We start from the raw sequence: 14018 nt of genomic DNA, 5'->3' as shown, positions 1-14018 counted from the left end.
GCGGCCCTCCTTGTATTAGCGATGGAAGATGGACGAGCGCTTGACTTGCCGTTTGAACAGCGTCTTCGGCGCAGCCTCAGGCCGCGCCTGATTTAGGTTTCTAGGCTTCGCAGGTGTAGTGCTTGGAGCAGCGCGATCAGTACCTGAGATCGGCGTCGTTCCCTCTGAAGAAGGCACCAGCTCATCAGCAGGTTTCGGAGCCTTACCCATTGCCACATACCGACTGTTCATCGCCTGAAGTCCACACACCGCGGCATAGGCATAGACAAAGCAGACGCCGGCCTCATGCGCCGCTTTTGGCTTTACCCATTCAGTGAACCCCTGCTTGCGCACGACGAGACGTTCGCGAGTGAGCTGAGTGAAGAACTCTTCATCAATTGGTCGCGAGCCAGCTGCAGGTTCATCAGGGAAGTGGACGTAACGAGGCCCGTGCTTCTCCACTGCGAGACTGCCATAGGCCCAATCGCGGGCGGCATTGCCGCCGATCATGTGCCAGACATTTCCGAGCTTCGATGACGGTTTACGCGGCCACACCTTGCTGCGCTGTCCCTTCGTCTCGGCACGACCTTTGATCGCCCACACACGACGATGACGACGTTCGTTACAGAACTGGTACGTTTCCGCAGTGTGGTGGCCGCCGGAGTCGATGGCCGCCGCCTGGATGCGGAGCATCTTTCCGTCGGCACGCGCGAACTGTCGTTGCAGTAGGGTGTCGAGCGCTGACCAAACTTCGCCTTGCGCCGGATCTCCAGGCAGAACGAAGTGACCGATAAGCCAGCACTCGAGTCCCTTTCCCCACCCATAGACCGCCGCCTCAATGCGTGGGTTCGCGTGACCGGATTGAACGTCGCCGCCGAGTGTAAGGAACTCAACACCGTTCGGCACCTCGGCCCCATACACTTCCTGTCGACCAAGGAATTGGCCGCTCTTGATCTCCTGGCCGTAGGTCGCCTTGTAGGTTCGACCAAGGCGCAGGTTGAGGAACGGCTGGACGAGGCTTGCTGGGTCGTCCTGAGCCTCAAGCCACTCCTGCACAATCACTGGCCAAGCAGCATTCGGATTCAAGCTCATGCCAGTCCAGAGATGGAAGCCAGCATGCCCGGGTATCTTTGGATCGGCGGTCGGGCGCCAATCGCCGCGCTCATCCATCCAGACCTTACGGTCTTCATCGATGATGCAGCCACAGGTGCCTACGTACCAGACCGACTTCAGTGAGCCGTCCTGCCCAAGGTCCCATTTGATGCCGAACGGGGTATCGCGGTCACCCCATTGCAGATACTGCATCTCACGGCACTGCGGACAGGGCACAAAGTAGCGCCGTTGATCGCTCTGCAGCCAGAGCCGCCAGATCCTCGACGTCTCCTCGAGGAGCGGCGTCGAGCCCCTGATCTGCTTGCGGTTCCAGAAGGTTTCACCGCGCGTCCAGAACAGTTTGAGCTTGTCACCCTGGCTCTTGGCGCCTGGCGTCCAGCCGTCGCCGTCGATTTCGTCGGCCACTTGAAAGCGTGCGGAATACCGCCGGAACGCATCATCAGAGGCCGCACCCACAACGCGCGCCGACGCACCGTTGTTGAGCTGGTAGAACGTCGCCTTGTCTGGCTTCTCGCCTTTTCGGACGGGCCGCAGCAGGCTCTTGAGCACAGGCGTCTCGCGGAGCATCGGCGCAATCTCAGCGCCGCCGAAGTCCTCCGCATCGGGGATCGTCGGCTGCGCAACGGCGCACAGCGTCGGATCCTGATGCAGGTGATAGCCCAGGGCGAGCGTAGCGCATCGGGTATAGCCGACGCGAGCCGCCTTCAGAACGGTGACAAGCGGGATACGCGGATCGCACATGGCATCCAGCAGACCGCGCTGGTAGCCGTAGAGGGTGACGGGGCCACTTTCTGCGCCGGTACCCTTCGGGATCCAGCCGTACTGCTCCGCCCATTCCGATCCCCGCATTCGAGGGCGGAACTTCAAAGCGCTATCGAAGAGCCCTAGAACGGCCTTGCGATAGGCAGCGCGGCCCTGCCGGTAATCACCGGTACTATGGCTGTTCATCCTCTCTGTCGTCGTCATGGGCTCTATCCGACCATTGAGAGACGAGATCGGACTGAGCCGCATTGAACGCGCGGTTCAGCTCTGTCTCGCATAGCTCCTGAATTTCCGGGGCACTCGTAATGAGCGCCGCGCGGGCTGCGATCTTCGCGGCGGCGGTGGTCAGCGCGGTTTTGAGAGCAATGCAGAACGCTGCGGTGTCCGCTTCGGCAGCATTCTTTTCGACCACTGTACCGAGGTCGCGGTCGGCCTGGATTTCGGCCGAGATCGCCGCAGCTACGGCACGGCGCCGATCCGCTTCCTCGCGGGACATCCGCCCGCCCTCATCCTGGACATCGGAAAGGGCATCCTCGACCGCTCGGCTGATGCGCCACTCGGCGACTGCCGCCGTGTCGAACTGCCACTCCTTGCCTTTACTTCCCCGCTTGACGAACGGGCAGCCTTGGCGAACCCAGGCATCAATCGTCGGAAGGCTCGTGCCCCATAGCGCAGCGAGGTCTGCCCGGTTCACGAGCCGGCCTGTCACGCCTGTCCCGGACATAAACAAAAACTCCGATTGGAAATTTTCTCAGAGAGTGGGGAACCGAGCTTCCGCCCGACCCGCTATAGCCCCACGGGGGGTCAGGGGCCCCGCCAGGGAGGTGGGTGTTGCTGTCCTGCAACAATGCGGCTGACTTGCCACGGTCAGGGTCGGGGTCGGCGTTGCCTCTTGCCTTGACCGATGCTGCAGCGCGGTCGGTGCGATCGAGGTGGGCGCTTGACCGTGGCACAGTCCCGGGAGGGGGAGCGCCGTGCATTGCACCCGCATGCTTCCCCCTCCCCCAATGCTGAGCCACAGGAGGTGCAGAACAGCCGGGTCACGATGCGGCTCCGTTGCGACGGGCACGCAGCTCTTCGGTCAGGCTGAACCATTGCGCCAGGATAACGTTGGCAGCGGCCACCAAGTCATCGCGCCTCGCGGCGCTGCGCGCCCGCACCGCGGCCCGCATCAAGGTGTCGTACCGTGACCAGGCTTGGTGCGGCGCCACCATATCCCCCGGGGTCATTACCCCCGCCCCCCTCTTGCAAGGGCGGCTGCGCGACGACGTGCGTGGCGGTTATTGCCCCCATCCTGCGCATAGGGAGGGGGCGGTACTTCAGGAGTGGCGGGGAGGATAGCCGGCGAGAGGCTGGCAGCCTGCGCGGCTAGGGCACAGGCGAGCACCAGGCCGAGGCGCCGGCCGGGGATGACGGTGACGGTTTCATGCATGGGCCTGGTCCTGGCTCAGTGGATGGAAACGGGGTCGATGTCCTCAAGGCAGACGATCGCCACGCGGCCGCGGATCAGCACCGCAACAGAGCAGACATCGGGGTCACCGGGCTCGCATTCGTCATCCTCCCCGTCGAGCCAGCCGACCGGCTCCAGCACCTGCCCATCCTCAAGGACGATCAGGTCGGACACCGGAATGCGCGCGACGGCATAGACCCGCTTGCGAGCCATCGAACCCTCCCCGGAGAAAAGGTTGTGGTGCCTCGCCAGGCACCCTCCCCCATTTGCGGCCAGGGGGCTTACAGCGGCCTACTTTGCCCGGGTACGGCTCGGCGCGGGTTTGGCTGGCCCCGCGCTTCTGCTGGCCCCTTCGTGGCTTCAGGGCAGCACGCCTTCGCATGGTCGGCCTTCGGTAATCCTCCCCCTTGCCACGCGAGCATGGGAGCGCACACGCGCTCCAGAGGGCCTCCGGCCTGCTGAGAACTTATTTCACGTACCCCCAAGAATTGCATTGCTATGCCTCATTCCTGGGGGTACAAGAATAGGCATGAAAGTTGATTACGACCCACCGAAGCGCCAAGTGACCCTCGAAGAACGGGGCCTCGACATGGCTCGCGCGGGCGAGATCTTCGAAGGCGCGACCCTGACGGTCGAGGATGACCGCAAGGATTACGGCGAGCCCCGATACATCACGGTCGGGTATCTCGACGGGCGCATGGTGGTGACGGTTTGGACACCGCGCGGCGCGGTTCGCCGCATCATTTCACTGAGGAAAGCCAATGACCGGGAACAAGCACTCTACGGCCCCCGACTGGACTGACCCGGATGACGCCCCGGATCTCTCCACGCCGGAATGGCAGGCGAAGATGGCACAGGCCAAGGTCGCACGCGGGCGGCCCAAGTCCGACAAGTCGAAGGTGGCCGTTAAGCTGCGCATCGATCCCGACGTGCTCGAGGCCTACAAGGCCACAGGGCCAGGATGGCAGACGCGCATGAGCGAGGCCCTGCGCAAGGGGCTGGGCAAGAAACCCAAGGCCGCGTAGCGGAGCGCCCCATGCAGCAGAACGACGCCGTGAGAGACAGGGCCGCCGCCGCTGACCAGCTCCGGCAATTCATGGAGCGGATCAAGCTGCTCGAGAAAGAGCGCAAGGGGCTCATGGCGGACATCAGGGACGCCCGCCGCCAAGGGCGGGACGTCACCTACCTGCAGAAGGATCTCCAGGCCGCAGGCGACGACCTGAAAGACGTCTATGCCGAGGCGAAGCGCTGTGGTTTCGACAAGGACGCTCTCGCGATCATCACCCGCGAGAGCCTGGAAACGGAAAGCGAGCGCCGCGCGCGCCAGGAATTCGGCATCGTCCTGAACCTTTACCGCGCGGCGATCGGCCTTCCGAAAGGCGACACCTACTGAGAGGCCACGCACTCCGGGGTCACGCGCCGCAGCAGCTCGGGCCGCTTGTGCGTGCAGATCGCTGCCTTCCCGGCCGCCTGGCACCGGGCGGCATAGGCGACCATGACGGTGCAGCCGTCCCCGGTCTCGCTCACCCGATCGAACTCCACCTCGCATCCAGCGAGGGCGAGAGCCAAAGCAACTAAGGCCAGGGCCCTCATGCGCCGCTTCCCTCGCCGATCCGCGGTTTGCCCAGCGGGCCCGGGTCCGGAGCGATCGAGGCAAGAGCCGCCAGGCTCTCCTCTTGGAGGCTCATGGCCACGCGCAAGAGGTCGATAATGCGGTGGTTGTTCCGCAGAACCGCCTTCGCCACCGGGCGGTCATCCCGCGCAATCCTGGCGCACTTGTTGTGAACTTCGTGCTGCAGAGCACCGAGCAACTCCTCCAGCTTCCAGCCGGTCGGGTTCTCGGGGCTCATCAGCACCGGGGGCTTAGAGTTCGGCATAGCTGGTCCTGCGAGGAGAGAAACGACAAGGCGGCCCCAAGGCGGGTTCCCGAGGCCGCCGAATTCAGGCCCGCGTCAGGCGTCGGCTGGGGTGAAGTCGACGTAGTATTCCTTGCCCAACTCGAAGAGTCCGGGTTTCACGACCTGAAGCTCAATCGAGCCGCCCGGCGTGGCCTGAAAGAACGCCTTGTTCTCTTCGGTGTCGCCCGTCACAGGATTGAGGCGTACAACCTGCTGCTCAGGCGTGCTCTTGTGGAACTTCGATGCACCGATATGGCTGCAGTAGAACTTGGCGCGGGTCTTTGTGGACATGGGTTTTCCTACTTGGCGAGAGGGCACCAGGGGCCGATCGAACGGCCTGGCCATGGGAAGAAGTACGTCGCGGGCGGACGCGCCGCCTTTGTGGTCGAGCAACAGAGCCGTAGGGAGGTATCTGCTGCGCCCAACACGCGAGCGGGGCAAGCTGAGCAGAGCAAGCTGAGCGGCCCGGCAGGCGTATCGGCTGCGATTTCAGTGGGTCAGCGTTTTCACATGACCCTCGCGACGATAGCGAGATGGATGCCCGAAACCGGCCCGAATGTCACCACTCCCAAACGCTCGAAATTTCTGGGGGTTTGTCACGCAAGAATCCAGGCGCCGCAACGGGCCCATAGGGCCATGACAAAGGCCTCAGAAAAATAGCCCCCGAGACAGCAAAAAACCGCCTCAAGGTCTGTTTTGCGGCACTGCCGCGAACGGTCAGCCGTTGACGAACGGCTCCCGCTTGGCGAGCTCGTACCAGATCGTAGGCCCGCGCCTGATTGCGAAGTACCACCTCATTCTGGCGTGCCCTCAACGAGCAGGACCGTGAGCAGGGAGGCGACCAGGGCACCAATGCCGAGCCAGGTCAGCCCGCCCTCTTTGAGATCAATCGCGCAGGCGAGAACGGAAGCGCCGAGCAGCGCATACGCAACGCGGGTCATGGCTCTTTCCTCTTGAGGGGGATCTTGGGCCCGGTCGGGCTCACAGGCAGTCCGCACAGATCGCCGTAGTGCTGCGCCAAGCGCAGCTCGCCGCGATCGCGGTAGAAGCGATACCGCGCCGCAAACCAGGCGTAGGAGAGCGCCCGGCCTGGTGGCGTCGGCCGCGGCCCTCGCTGGGGCTGGGGCTGGTAGCCGCGGGTCATCGCCGCACACTCACGACTTGGCCGCTGGCCATCCGGCTGCCGGCGCAATAGGTGAGCTTCACATCGCCATAGCCGCTGGGCAGCGGCAGAAGGCTGGTCTCCTTCGGCGCCAAGTCGTCCCGGGCCACGATCGAGCAGTCCTGGGCCGTGAGCGCCCTGCGCTTGTAGGGGCGGTAGACGTAATTGCCGGTTCTGGCCATGGGCTGGCTCCTTTTTCAGCGGACAGGGACTCGAGCTGCCGCCAGGCGATCGGCGAGCATCTCAAGGGCGGAAGGCAGGTACCGATCGAGAGAGGCCCGCGAGAGAATCCGGCTCGGCATGGCCTGATGGGGCGCGATCTGCACCGGATGCAGATCCGCGATCTCGCGCTCGAAACGGATGTGCGCGTTGTGCTTGATGGCGGCCACACGCTCGGGATCGGTGACACCGACTAGGCGCTCATTCGCCCAAGCCGCCACTTGGCGTGCCAGGGCGGCGCGCAGCTCGGACCGGCGGCCGTTCTCCCCGTCCTGCATGCGCGACGCAATCGCCCGAGCCCGGGCGACCCGGCCGCGCAGGGACTTCGCGATCGAGCGCTTGGTGGCCTTGCAGAACGCCCACACCAGCACGGCATCAGCGCGCATGGGTTCGTCCGTCAGGTGCACGATCGGCCAGGCGAGCGCCTCGTCAGCCATGGAGATGACGGACGCCGGCCAGCGCGGGCGTGGGACATAGTCCTCATCCACCTCACCCGCATACTCGAGCAGCATGGCCGGCCAAGTGGCCCCTCCCCCACTCAAGGGACCAGTGCCACCAGGCAGGTCGCGCATGACCTCAAAGGCCCGGGTCAGGCGAAAGGCAACGTGGCCGGCATCCCAGGTGCTCGGCACTTCTTCAGGCGGTGGCACTCCGTCGAGAGGATGCCAGGCCGGGGTCTCGATCGCGTCCATCAAGTCCTCCTCGAACCGGGATCGAGGGCCTCGCGGGCGCGCGCCAGGCGGCTCTTGATGGTACCGACCGGCACCCCTGCCCGGTCGGCGATTTCGTCGTAGGACACACCGTCTACAGCGAGCAGCAAGGCCTCCCGCTGAAGGAACGGCAGGTGCTCGATCCGCCGCACGACATCGTCCAGGTAGACGACCGCCTCCTGCTCCTGGGGCTGGATCAGCGAAGCCGCGGCGGCGCCGTTAGGATCCTCCACCCAGCGCCGGGCGCGCTTGTGCTGGGCGAAGTAGAGATTCCGCATCACCACGACCAGCCAGCCCCGGAGGTTGCCACCGTGGAACAGGGTGAAGTTGGCAAGAGCCCGCTCGATAGTGTCCTGCACCAGGTCCTCGGCCGCGACCTTGCTGCTGGTGAGCTTCATGGCGGTGCCCATCAGCACTTGGCGGGCTGCCAGGACCTCGGCATCGAAGGAAGCCGGGCGCGCGGTCATCAGCGCCCCCTGATCTGCGCCAGGGCGGCCATGAGAATGCCCCTGCAGGCCGGGTAGAGTGCCCAGCCCAGGACAGCGCCCCAGGCGCCATCACGGCCGTAGAACAGAAAGGCCAAGCCGACGCAGAGGGCCAAGGCGAGCGGAGAACAGAGGGTGCGCATATCAGCCCCTCCGGGTATAGCGGCGCCGGGGCAGCGCATCGCGCCCGAGCTTGCGGGCTGCGACCGCCTGCCCTTCCTCAAGAGTGATCCGCGCCACGCGCACCAGCATGGCGCCAGGGCTGCACCCGGCCTGTGCGGCCAAGGCCTGCAGGACCGCGAAATCGCGGCCGCTGAACTGACCGCTGATCCGCCGCGAGCCACCACGCGGCTGTAGGCGGACACCGTACTGCGCCGCGATCTTCATGACGCGCTGACGACTCATACCGAGGGCTAGGGCGATCTCGCGGGCGCACATGCCCTCCCCGGTCAGCTCTGCAATCCGGTGGGCGAGCTCGCGGCGGGTGGACTTCGGCGCTCCAGCGCCGGCATTCGTGGGAGCGGTCATGGGCGGATCAGGACTTCGATGATGATGGGTGAGCGGAAGTAGTGAACGCTACCGGGATTGGCAGACAGGGCGAAGCTGGGGAGGTTCGACACGCTTGCTCCTAGAACGGGATGTCGTCGTCGAGATCATGATTGCGTGAGACGCCGAGACTGCCGCCGCGCTGGACCGTGCCGCTCTTGGCTGCGCCGTAATCCTGAGAGCGCGTGCGCGTCTCCCCGTAATCGTCCTCACTGGGTGCTCTGCGCTCGGCGCCATCGAGCAACGTGAGCTCACCGCGGAACTGCTCGAGCGCCACCTCGGTCGTGTACCGCTCTGTGCCTGATTGATCTTCCCATTTGCGCGTCTTGAGTTTCCCCTCGACGTAAACCTTCGATCCCTTCTTCAGGTACTGCTCGGCCACGCGCGCCAGGTTCTCGTTGAAGATCACCACCGAGTGCCACTCGGTCTTTTCCTTGCGCTCGCCGGTGGCCTTGTCCTTCCACGTCTCGGAAGTCGCCATACGGAAGCTCACGACCTTCCTGCCGTCGTTGGTGTGGCGTACCTCGGGATCACGTCCCAGATTGCCCACCAGAATTACTTTGTTCACACTGCCTGCCATTACCTCAAACCTTCCTTCGATTGTCACTCAGCCGCCGACGGAAACAGCGTCGGGAAGTAGTTGCCGAAGCCCTTCTCGGCCTTCACCTGCATGGCAACCTTCGGCACCTTGCCCTTGGCCTCGTACCATCCGCGCCAGGCGTCCCAGGCCCGAGTACCTTCCATGACCCAGACCATCGTGCGGCCGCGCTCGACAGCGGCAGAAGCCTTGCGCTCTTCCTCGAGGAAGCCAGCCCAGCCTTTATCGCGCAGCCAGTTCTGCGGAGCCTTCAGCTTGCGCCCTTCACGTCGGCAGAATTCGACATACCGCTTGGCGATCTTGGAGGCGTTCTCCTGGTCCTCGACCGGCATGCGGTAGAAGCCACTCTCGACGCGCTCCCAGTTGATCGTCGGATCTGCTGGCCATGCCTCCCGGAGGCGCTCAAAGCGAGCGCTGGCAGTCTTGGAGGGGATCTCTTCCAAATCGATCGAAGATCCCTCGCCCAAATCCCCCTTGGGGGTATGGGGGTTTTGTTTAATTTCAGTCTTTGTTTCTTCTTTCGAGCCGGATTTACCGGCAGACGGTTTTACCGTGAGACGGTTTTCCCGGCTGACGGTTTCACCGTGAGCCGGGTTTTCAGGCACACGGTGAACGTCGCTTTCGTTCGTCAAATCGGCCGTTTCGATAGCCTCAGCGACAGCATCAGAAGCCACTTCCCCAACGGGCTGAACCGTCTTGATCATGACCGGTTCATCACAGATCACATAGCCGCAGTTGCGGAACGTGCCGGTTGCCTTGTCGTGTTCATACTCGATCCGGGCATAGCCTCGCTCACGCAAGAGACGCATGATCTTCTGGAGCTTGTCGCGGCCAATATCGAAGCGGGAACGCAGATGATCTGGCTGAACCTCCCAGTTGTTCGGGCGACTGAGCAGGTAGGACAGCACGCCCAAAGCCTCAGGAGACAGCTCTTGGTCGTCAAAGACCCCGTTGTCGATCGTGGTGAAGTTGCGGGTGCGGCGACGACGGATAATCATGTCATCATCAGCTGCATAGAGCCGTCCCCATAAACGAGATACTCGAGAGGATCAGCGGCATTCGGCTCATCGCCGTCCCAGCCATTGGGCCAAGTGCCGAGATCAATCAGCTCGCGAATGCGAGCCTCTTCCTCCGCATTCAGGATATCGATGCGCGGCCGGCCGAGCCGGTCTGCCGCTTCATTGCAGGCCGCCTGTATCTCCAGCACACGCGAGAGCCCCATAAGGCGCGCTTCGAAAGTAAGCGGGCCCATTCGCTGAGGGTTCTTAGCGATAGAGCCATTCTTCAGCGTCTCCGCTCCAGCCTTGCGAAGGCGGTGCCGCGGCTCGCGCAATTCACGATAGATCTGCTTGAGACCAAGAAGTGGTGATAGGTACTGCCAGTCCGGATTGAGCAGGATGGTATTGAGGGCCTTCTCCTCGCTCGCGAGCGGGCAGCCGATACACCCGGTGCGGGCGTTGATCTCCTCGGCCTCATTACCTCCATAGGCATCTGCAACCACTCGCGTGGCCCAGCCGCCATACTCCGGCATCGGGGCATAGATCTTCAGCCAATCCCAGACGTTGCAAACCCGCCAGTGCAGGAGTGGAGCAAGGGTCGCAATCCTGCCGCGAATGCCCTTAGCCTCTGGGAGGGTCTTCTGATACCAGCCCTGGCCACATTCCGCTCCATCCTTACCGCAGCTCATCTCAATGCGGCGATCACGGATTGCACTTTCTCCCTGACGCACGCCCGTGATCATGAGCACCTGCTCATTTCCCGGCAGATCGGCCAGGGCTCTCTCGACAGCGGCTGCCATCGGATCGACTTTGATCTGGCGAGTGCACCAGCGCAGCGTGTTGTTGTTCGGAGGCGGGACACCTCGGCCGAGGATGTAAACCAAGAACCGCTTGTCGAGGGGCGCCCTGACGACTTCGGTTCGTATCCAATTCCCGCGGCGCTTCAGCCCCTCCATGACCTCACCAGCTGCAGCAGCCAGCGGTGGCAGCTCCTGGCGAGTGTCCGCATAGAACACTGACAGCGTCTTGGGCTTTGGTAGGCGGCCAACCTCGATCAGGTGAACGAGGAGCGTCAGGGTCGCGGTAGAATCCTTCCCGCCGGACCAAGCCACTGCCCAATGGTCGTGTTGTGGGCCATACGCCTGGAGAGATTGCAGGGTCAGATCGATCGCCTCGTCATAAACGAGCCTCTGCCCACCCTGGAAGAAATTCTGCTGATGAAAAGCGCTCATGCCGCCCTCCCCGCCTTTGGCGCGCGTTCGACTGCGGCACGCAGTTCCTGAAACAGAGGCTGATTGAAGATCTTCGTCAGCGTCTCCTGCGCCCGGCCTAGGGCATCGATCACACCCGGCAGGTCGCTTGGACCAAATCCCTGTACGCTGTGCACGCGCGAAGCTTTCATGAACAGGTACGCCGCAGCGAGAGCCTGATCATCGAATCCCCAACGAAGCAGATCTTCCCCGGTGATGGCCTTCAGCTTCTCGGCGATCTCGAGGGCGCGCTTCTGGTTCGACGACACATCCTGGATACGCCGCTCGACGGCCCGCTCGACCTCCCGTTCAAAGGAGGCCCGCTTCTCTTTCACCTGATCCGCGACGAGGCGAGACACAAGCTCCATATCCACCGCCGAGGCATTGCGCAGTACGGCCATCATGAAGCCTGGCGTCAGAGGCTCAGGATCGAGCCGCTTGGCCTGGACCTTGTTCTTGATCGTCCCATCGTCCCGGTAAATGAGCATGCCCCAGGTCGCCGGTAGCTCGTCGGGCTTCACGAGGCCTTCAGGACACGCCAGGTACCACCTTGTGCAGAAGCGCATGAGGCTCTGCGCCTTCTCAGGCATGGCGAGTTCGCGTTTCCAGTCCCCGCGAGAGACCTTGATCTCGATGCCGATAATCTCATGACCGGTGGAAGGCCAGATCCCCACGGCAACGGCATCAATCCAGCGTCTGGCCTTAGCTCCTGTGTCGTTCGACACCTCGAAGAACACGCGATGCGATGGCGGCGCGTAATGCTTCATGAGGGCATGACAGATATCGGTAGCGGTTATAGTCATGCTGCTGCCTCATCAAACTTGGTGGCCTCGTTGCCCCACGTGGTCCACCCGGCACGAGACTCGCGGGAGAACAGCTCAAGATGAGGACCGTCCGCATATTGCATGGCGCGCCGATAAGCCTCGTCCGGCTTGCGGGAATGCTCTCGAACAGGCGAGAGAATGACTTCGTGGACAGAGGCTGATTTCCGTTTCGGCGAGCCCTTGCGGAAAAGTAAGCAATCCTCCGCGTTCTTGCGGGTCGTGTAGCCCTGTCCCATGAACAGACCGCCCCTGGGGAATACAACCAGAGGATCGCACTCAGCGCGCTCCGTTTTGACCCAGACGAAAGCGCGGCCTGAATACCGGAAGCCCCAAGCCGCAGCGATCTCCTGCGGCGAAAGCTTGGTGCGTGCGCCTTTGGGGCGATAGAGCTTGGGAGAGGTCACCCACAGCAGCAGCCAGCAGCCGTCAGGGTGCGCGAGATCGCCAACGGGAAGTGCGGCAATCTCATGATCCGACATACGCGGGTAGTGTTGTGGGCGGCCCTTCGTTCCTGCGGCAAATCGCGTAGCAGGGTCAGCCATGATGAGCTTGAAGTGCCGCTGTGGCAGATCGGAGAACGGGTATGTCATGCCGCCGCCCTCACCTGCTTACGCACGACACCCCAGCCCTCAAGTACCGTGATCGGCTCATCACGGCCGTAGGTAATGGCGTAGGAGATCCCGTTGATGATCAGGAGCCGGCGGAACTCCTTCTGCTCATCGCTGAGCGTTCCGTCATCCGCCTTGAGCTCGATGAGGCCGATGCCGACATCGCCGCCGAGCACCAACAGATCGAACACGCCCTTGGTGAGGCCAGCCTGCCCGAAGGCATACTGGTTTGGGATCGCAGCCACTAGCGTGTCGGGGAGCCCCAGCTTTCGCCAGTGCTCAACTACGGCAGCTTGGATCTTCGTCTCGCGGATGATGACGCGGCGCTTGCGCTGGCTCTTCATGCGGCACCTGCCTGGCGCAGACGCGCCCTTGCCGCATCCTCGATGATGAGAGCGCGTGCCAGGTTCTTCTCCCGCCGGATCCAACCCCGCTCCTGAAGGCACACCAGGAGTCGGTGCGTGCAGCTCTTGGAGCTGAGGTCCAGGGCCTCTGTCATCTCATCCAGGGATGGCGCAATGCCATGGCGATCCATGTATCCAGCGATGAACCGGAAAAGCTCATTCTGCTTGCGGGTGAGGCCAGTGATCATGCTCTGAACCCCTTCCCATTGCTGGGGCGCCATTCGGCAGCCCAGATGGCATCAGCCCATTCTTGAAGGCCCCAGTGGTCACTAGGCGTGATCGTGGCGGCCATCTTGGCAACGACCCGCGAGCCGTGCAGCACAGTCGTATGATCCCGTCCGCCGAGGTTCCGGCCGATGGAAGGCAGAGACATGAGAGTGAACTGCGTGGCGAGCCACATGGCGATCTGACGGGCCCGAACGTGCGATTGCGTGCGCCGCTCCGTCTTCATGTCGTGGAGGGAGACGCCAGAGGCACGCGAGGCAGCCATGAGGCATTCCGCAAGGGTCGCCGTCCGACGATCCTGGAGGCTGACAACCGCATGGTTCCAGAGCGGAGAGACGCAGGCGAGAGGGTCGTTGATAATCGGCAGAGCCTGCGCGCTCAGAAGTGGGTCGAACTCCTGCAACGCCCGGCTGGCGGCGCCGAAGGTCAGCCCGCAGATCATAGCCGCATGGGTGGGGTCGGATGTGAGGGAGCGGGTGAGGACCACGGCCGCTACCTGACGCGCCAGAGCGGCCGGCTTCGACAGGCTGTTGAGCAGGTCCTCGACTGTGATCTCGGCCCGGGTGGCGACCGCGTCGAGGATTTGCGCCTCGCTCTCGCTCGGGACGGGTCGGGTCGGTTCCGGCCTCTCGTCCGGCTCCTGATCGGGCTCAGGCTCAATCACCTCGTCCGGTTCAGGCAAGAGGTTCTTCACGCGACCGCGCTGAGGGAAAAACACTGCGTCCAGGTGCCGACGGTTGGTCTGCATCTGCTCGCGTGTGACGGGCTCCGGGAAAGGCACGGCCAT

Annotated in this window: 24 protein-coding genes; 3 read left to right on the top strand and 21 right to left on the bottom strand. The window is 63.4% G+C overall.

The window, feature by feature from the left end:
- Positions 1-15: 15 nt before the first annotated feature.
- The 4 genes from AA309_RS20160 to AA309_RS20145 form a co-directional block, all read right to left on the bottom strand.
- Positions 16-2058 (bottom strand): phage terminase large subunit family protein, encoded by a 2043-nt coding sequence (locus AA309_RS20160; RefSeq protein WP_084731442.1) that lies wholly within the window; start codon positions 2056-2058, stop codon positions 16-18.
- Positions 2027-2578: a terminase small subunit gene (locus AA309_RS32275; RefSeq protein ID WP_052954873.1), complete on the bottom strand. Its 552-nt coding sequence runs from the start codon at positions 2576-2578 to the stop codon at positions 2027-2029. The genes AA309_RS20160 and AA309_RS32275 overlap by 32 nt, the downstream gene beginning before the upstream one ends.
- 504 nt (positions 2579-3082) lie before the next feature.
- On the bottom strand, positions 3083-3286 hold the full coding sequence (locus AA309_RS34495) for a hypothetical protein (RefSeq protein WP_150117665.1): 204 nt from the start codon (positions 3284-3286) through the stop codon (positions 3083-3085).
- Positions 3287-3301: 15 nt separating this feature from the next.
- The gene (locus tag AA309_RS20145) at positions 3302-3517 is read right to left on the bottom strand and encodes a hypothetical protein (protein ID WP_047190813.1); all 216 of its coding nucleotides are present in this window, start codon (positions 3515-3517) and stop codon (positions 3302-3304) included.
- A 316-nt stretch (positions 3518-3833) separates the two neighbouring features.
- Here AA309_RS20145 and AA309_RS20140 point away from each other — a divergent pair, with 316 nt between their 5' ends.
- The 3 genes from AA309_RS20140 to AA309_RS20130 are packed head-to-tail and all read left to right on the top strand — an operon-like array spanning position 3834 to position 4697.
- Entirely contained in the window at positions 3834-4106 is a 273-nt protein-coding gene (locus AA309_RS20140) for a BrnT family toxin (protein WP_047190812.1), read from the top strand.
- The gene (locus AA309_RS20135; protein WP_047190811.1) at positions 4066-4329 is read left to right on the top strand and encodes a BrnA antitoxin family protein; all 264 of its coding nucleotides are present in this window, start codon (positions 4066-4068) and stop codon (positions 4327-4329) included. Before AA309_RS20140 ends, AA309_RS20135 begins: the two co-directional genes overlap by 41 nt.
- Positions 4330-4340: 11 nt before the next feature.
- A complete protein-coding gene (locus tag AA309_RS20130) occupies positions 4341-4697 on the top strand; it encodes a GapR family DNA-binding domain-containing protein (protein ID WP_047190810.1) in 357 nt (118 codons plus the stop codon).
- Here AA309_RS20130 and AA309_RS20125 read toward each other — a convergent pair.
- The 17 genes from AA309_RS20125 to AA309_RS20050 all read right to left on the bottom strand — a co-directional run bounded on the left by AA309_RS20125 (position 4691) and on the right by AA309_RS20050 (position 14018).
- Complete coding sequence (locus AA309_RS20125; RefSeq protein WP_047190809.1) at positions 4691-4897, bottom strand: hypothetical protein; 207 nt, start codon at positions 4895-4897, stop codon at positions 4691-4693. The genes AA309_RS20130 and AA309_RS20125 overlap by 7 nt on opposite strands.
- Positions 4894-5181 carry a hypothetical protein gene (locus AA309_RS20120; RefSeq protein WP_052954872.1) on the bottom strand — a complete coding sequence of 96 codons (288 nt, stop codon included), beginning with the start codon at positions 5179-5181 and terminating at the stop codon, positions 4894-4896. The genes AA309_RS20125 and AA309_RS20120 overlap by 4 nt, the downstream gene beginning before the upstream one ends.
- Before the next feature lie 75 nt (positions 5182-5256).
- Positions 5257-5493 carry a hypothetical protein gene (locus AA309_RS20115; RefSeq protein ID WP_052954871.1) on the bottom strand — a complete coding sequence of 79 codons (237 nt, stop codon included), beginning with the start codon at positions 5491-5493 and terminating at the stop codon, positions 5257-5259.
- 503 nt (positions 5494-5996) lie between these two features.
- Complete coding sequence (locus AA309_RS35360) at positions 5997-6143, bottom strand: hypothetical protein (protein ID WP_160310510.1); 147 nt, start codon at positions 6141-6143, stop codon at positions 5997-5999.
- Between the two features lie 199 nt (positions 6144-6342).
- Positions 6343-6546 (bottom strand): hypothetical protein, encoded by a 204-nt coding sequence (locus AA309_RS20105; RefSeq protein ID WP_047190807.1) that lies wholly within the window; start codon positions 6544-6546, stop codon positions 6343-6345.
- A 15-nt stretch (positions 6547-6561) separates the two neighbouring features.
- Positions 6562-7275 (bottom strand): hypothetical protein, encoded by a 714-nt coding sequence (locus tag AA309_RS20100; protein WP_047190806.1) that lies wholly within the window; start codon positions 7273-7275, stop codon positions 6562-6564.
- On the bottom strand, positions 7275-7760 hold the full coding sequence (locus AA309_RS20095) for a sigma-70 family RNA polymerase sigma factor (protein WP_047190805.1): 486 nt from the start codon (positions 7758-7760) through the stop codon (positions 7275-7277). The genes AA309_RS20100 and AA309_RS20095 overlap by 1 nt, the downstream gene beginning before the upstream one ends.
- Positions 7760-7921, bottom strand: coding sequence for a hypothetical protein (locus AA309_RS35355; protein ID WP_160310509.1), 162 nt, complete (start codon positions 7919-7921; stop codon positions 7760-7762). Before AA309_RS35355 ends, AA309_RS20095 begins: the two co-directional genes overlap by 1 nt.
- Position 7922: 1 nt before the next feature.
- On the bottom strand, positions 7923-8306 hold the full coding sequence (locus tag AA309_RS20090; RefSeq protein ID WP_047190804.1) for a hypothetical protein: 384 nt from the start codon (positions 8304-8306) through the stop codon (positions 7923-7925).
- 100 nt (positions 8307-8406) lie between these two features.
- Positions 8407-8904, bottom strand: a complete 498-nt coding sequence (gene ssb, locus AA309_RS20085; RefSeq protein ID WP_047190803.1) for a single-stranded DNA-binding protein — start codon at positions 8902-8904, stop codon at positions 8407-8409.
- 23 nt (positions 8905-8927) lie between these two features.
- Positions 8928-9920: a hypothetical protein gene (locus tag AA309_RS32270; protein ID WP_052954870.1), complete on the bottom strand. Its 993-nt coding sequence runs from the start codon at positions 9918-9920 to the stop codon at positions 8928-8930.
- Positions 9917-11152, bottom strand: a complete 1236-nt coding sequence (locus AA309_RS20075) for a phosphoadenosine phosphosulfate reductase domain-containing protein (protein ID WP_047190802.1) — start codon at positions 11150-11152, stop codon at positions 9917-9919. The genes AA309_RS32270 and AA309_RS20075 overlap by 4 nt, the downstream gene beginning before the upstream one ends.
- Complete coding sequence (locus tag AA309_RS20070; RefSeq protein WP_047190801.1) at positions 11149-11973, bottom strand: hypothetical protein; 825 nt, start codon at positions 11971-11973, stop codon at positions 11149-11151. Before AA309_RS20070 ends, AA309_RS20075 begins: the two co-directional genes overlap by 4 nt.
- Positions 11970-12584: an MT-A70 family methyltransferase gene (locus AA309_RS20065; protein WP_047190800.1), complete on the bottom strand. Its 615-nt coding sequence runs from the start codon at positions 12582-12584 to the stop codon at positions 11970-11972. The genes AA309_RS20070 and AA309_RS20065 overlap by 4 nt, the downstream gene beginning before the upstream one ends.
- Positions 12581-12946: a VRR-NUC domain-containing protein gene (locus AA309_RS20060; RefSeq protein WP_047190799.1), complete on the bottom strand. Its 366-nt coding sequence runs from the start codon at positions 12944-12946 to the stop codon at positions 12581-12583. Before AA309_RS20060 ends, AA309_RS20065 begins: the two co-directional genes overlap by 4 nt.
- On the bottom strand, positions 12943-13194 hold the full coding sequence (locus AA309_RS20055) for a LexA family protein (RefSeq protein WP_047190868.1): 252 nt from the start codon (positions 13192-13194) through the stop codon (positions 12943-12945). Before AA309_RS20055 ends, AA309_RS20060 begins: the two co-directional genes overlap by 4 nt.
- Positions 13191-14018, bottom strand: coding sequence for a helix-turn-helix domain-containing protein (locus AA309_RS20050; protein WP_047190798.1), 828 nt, complete (start codon positions 14016-14018; stop codon positions 13191-13193). Before AA309_RS20050 ends, AA309_RS20055 begins: the two co-directional genes overlap by 4 nt.

The sequence above is a fragment of the Microvirga vignae genome, from assembly GCF_001017175.1.
Classification (GTDB): Bacteria; Pseudomonadota; Alphaproteobacteria; order Rhizobiales; family Beijerinckiaceae; genus Microvirga; species Microvirga vignae.
This window is presented reverse-complemented; position numbering and strand designations above follow the sequence as displayed.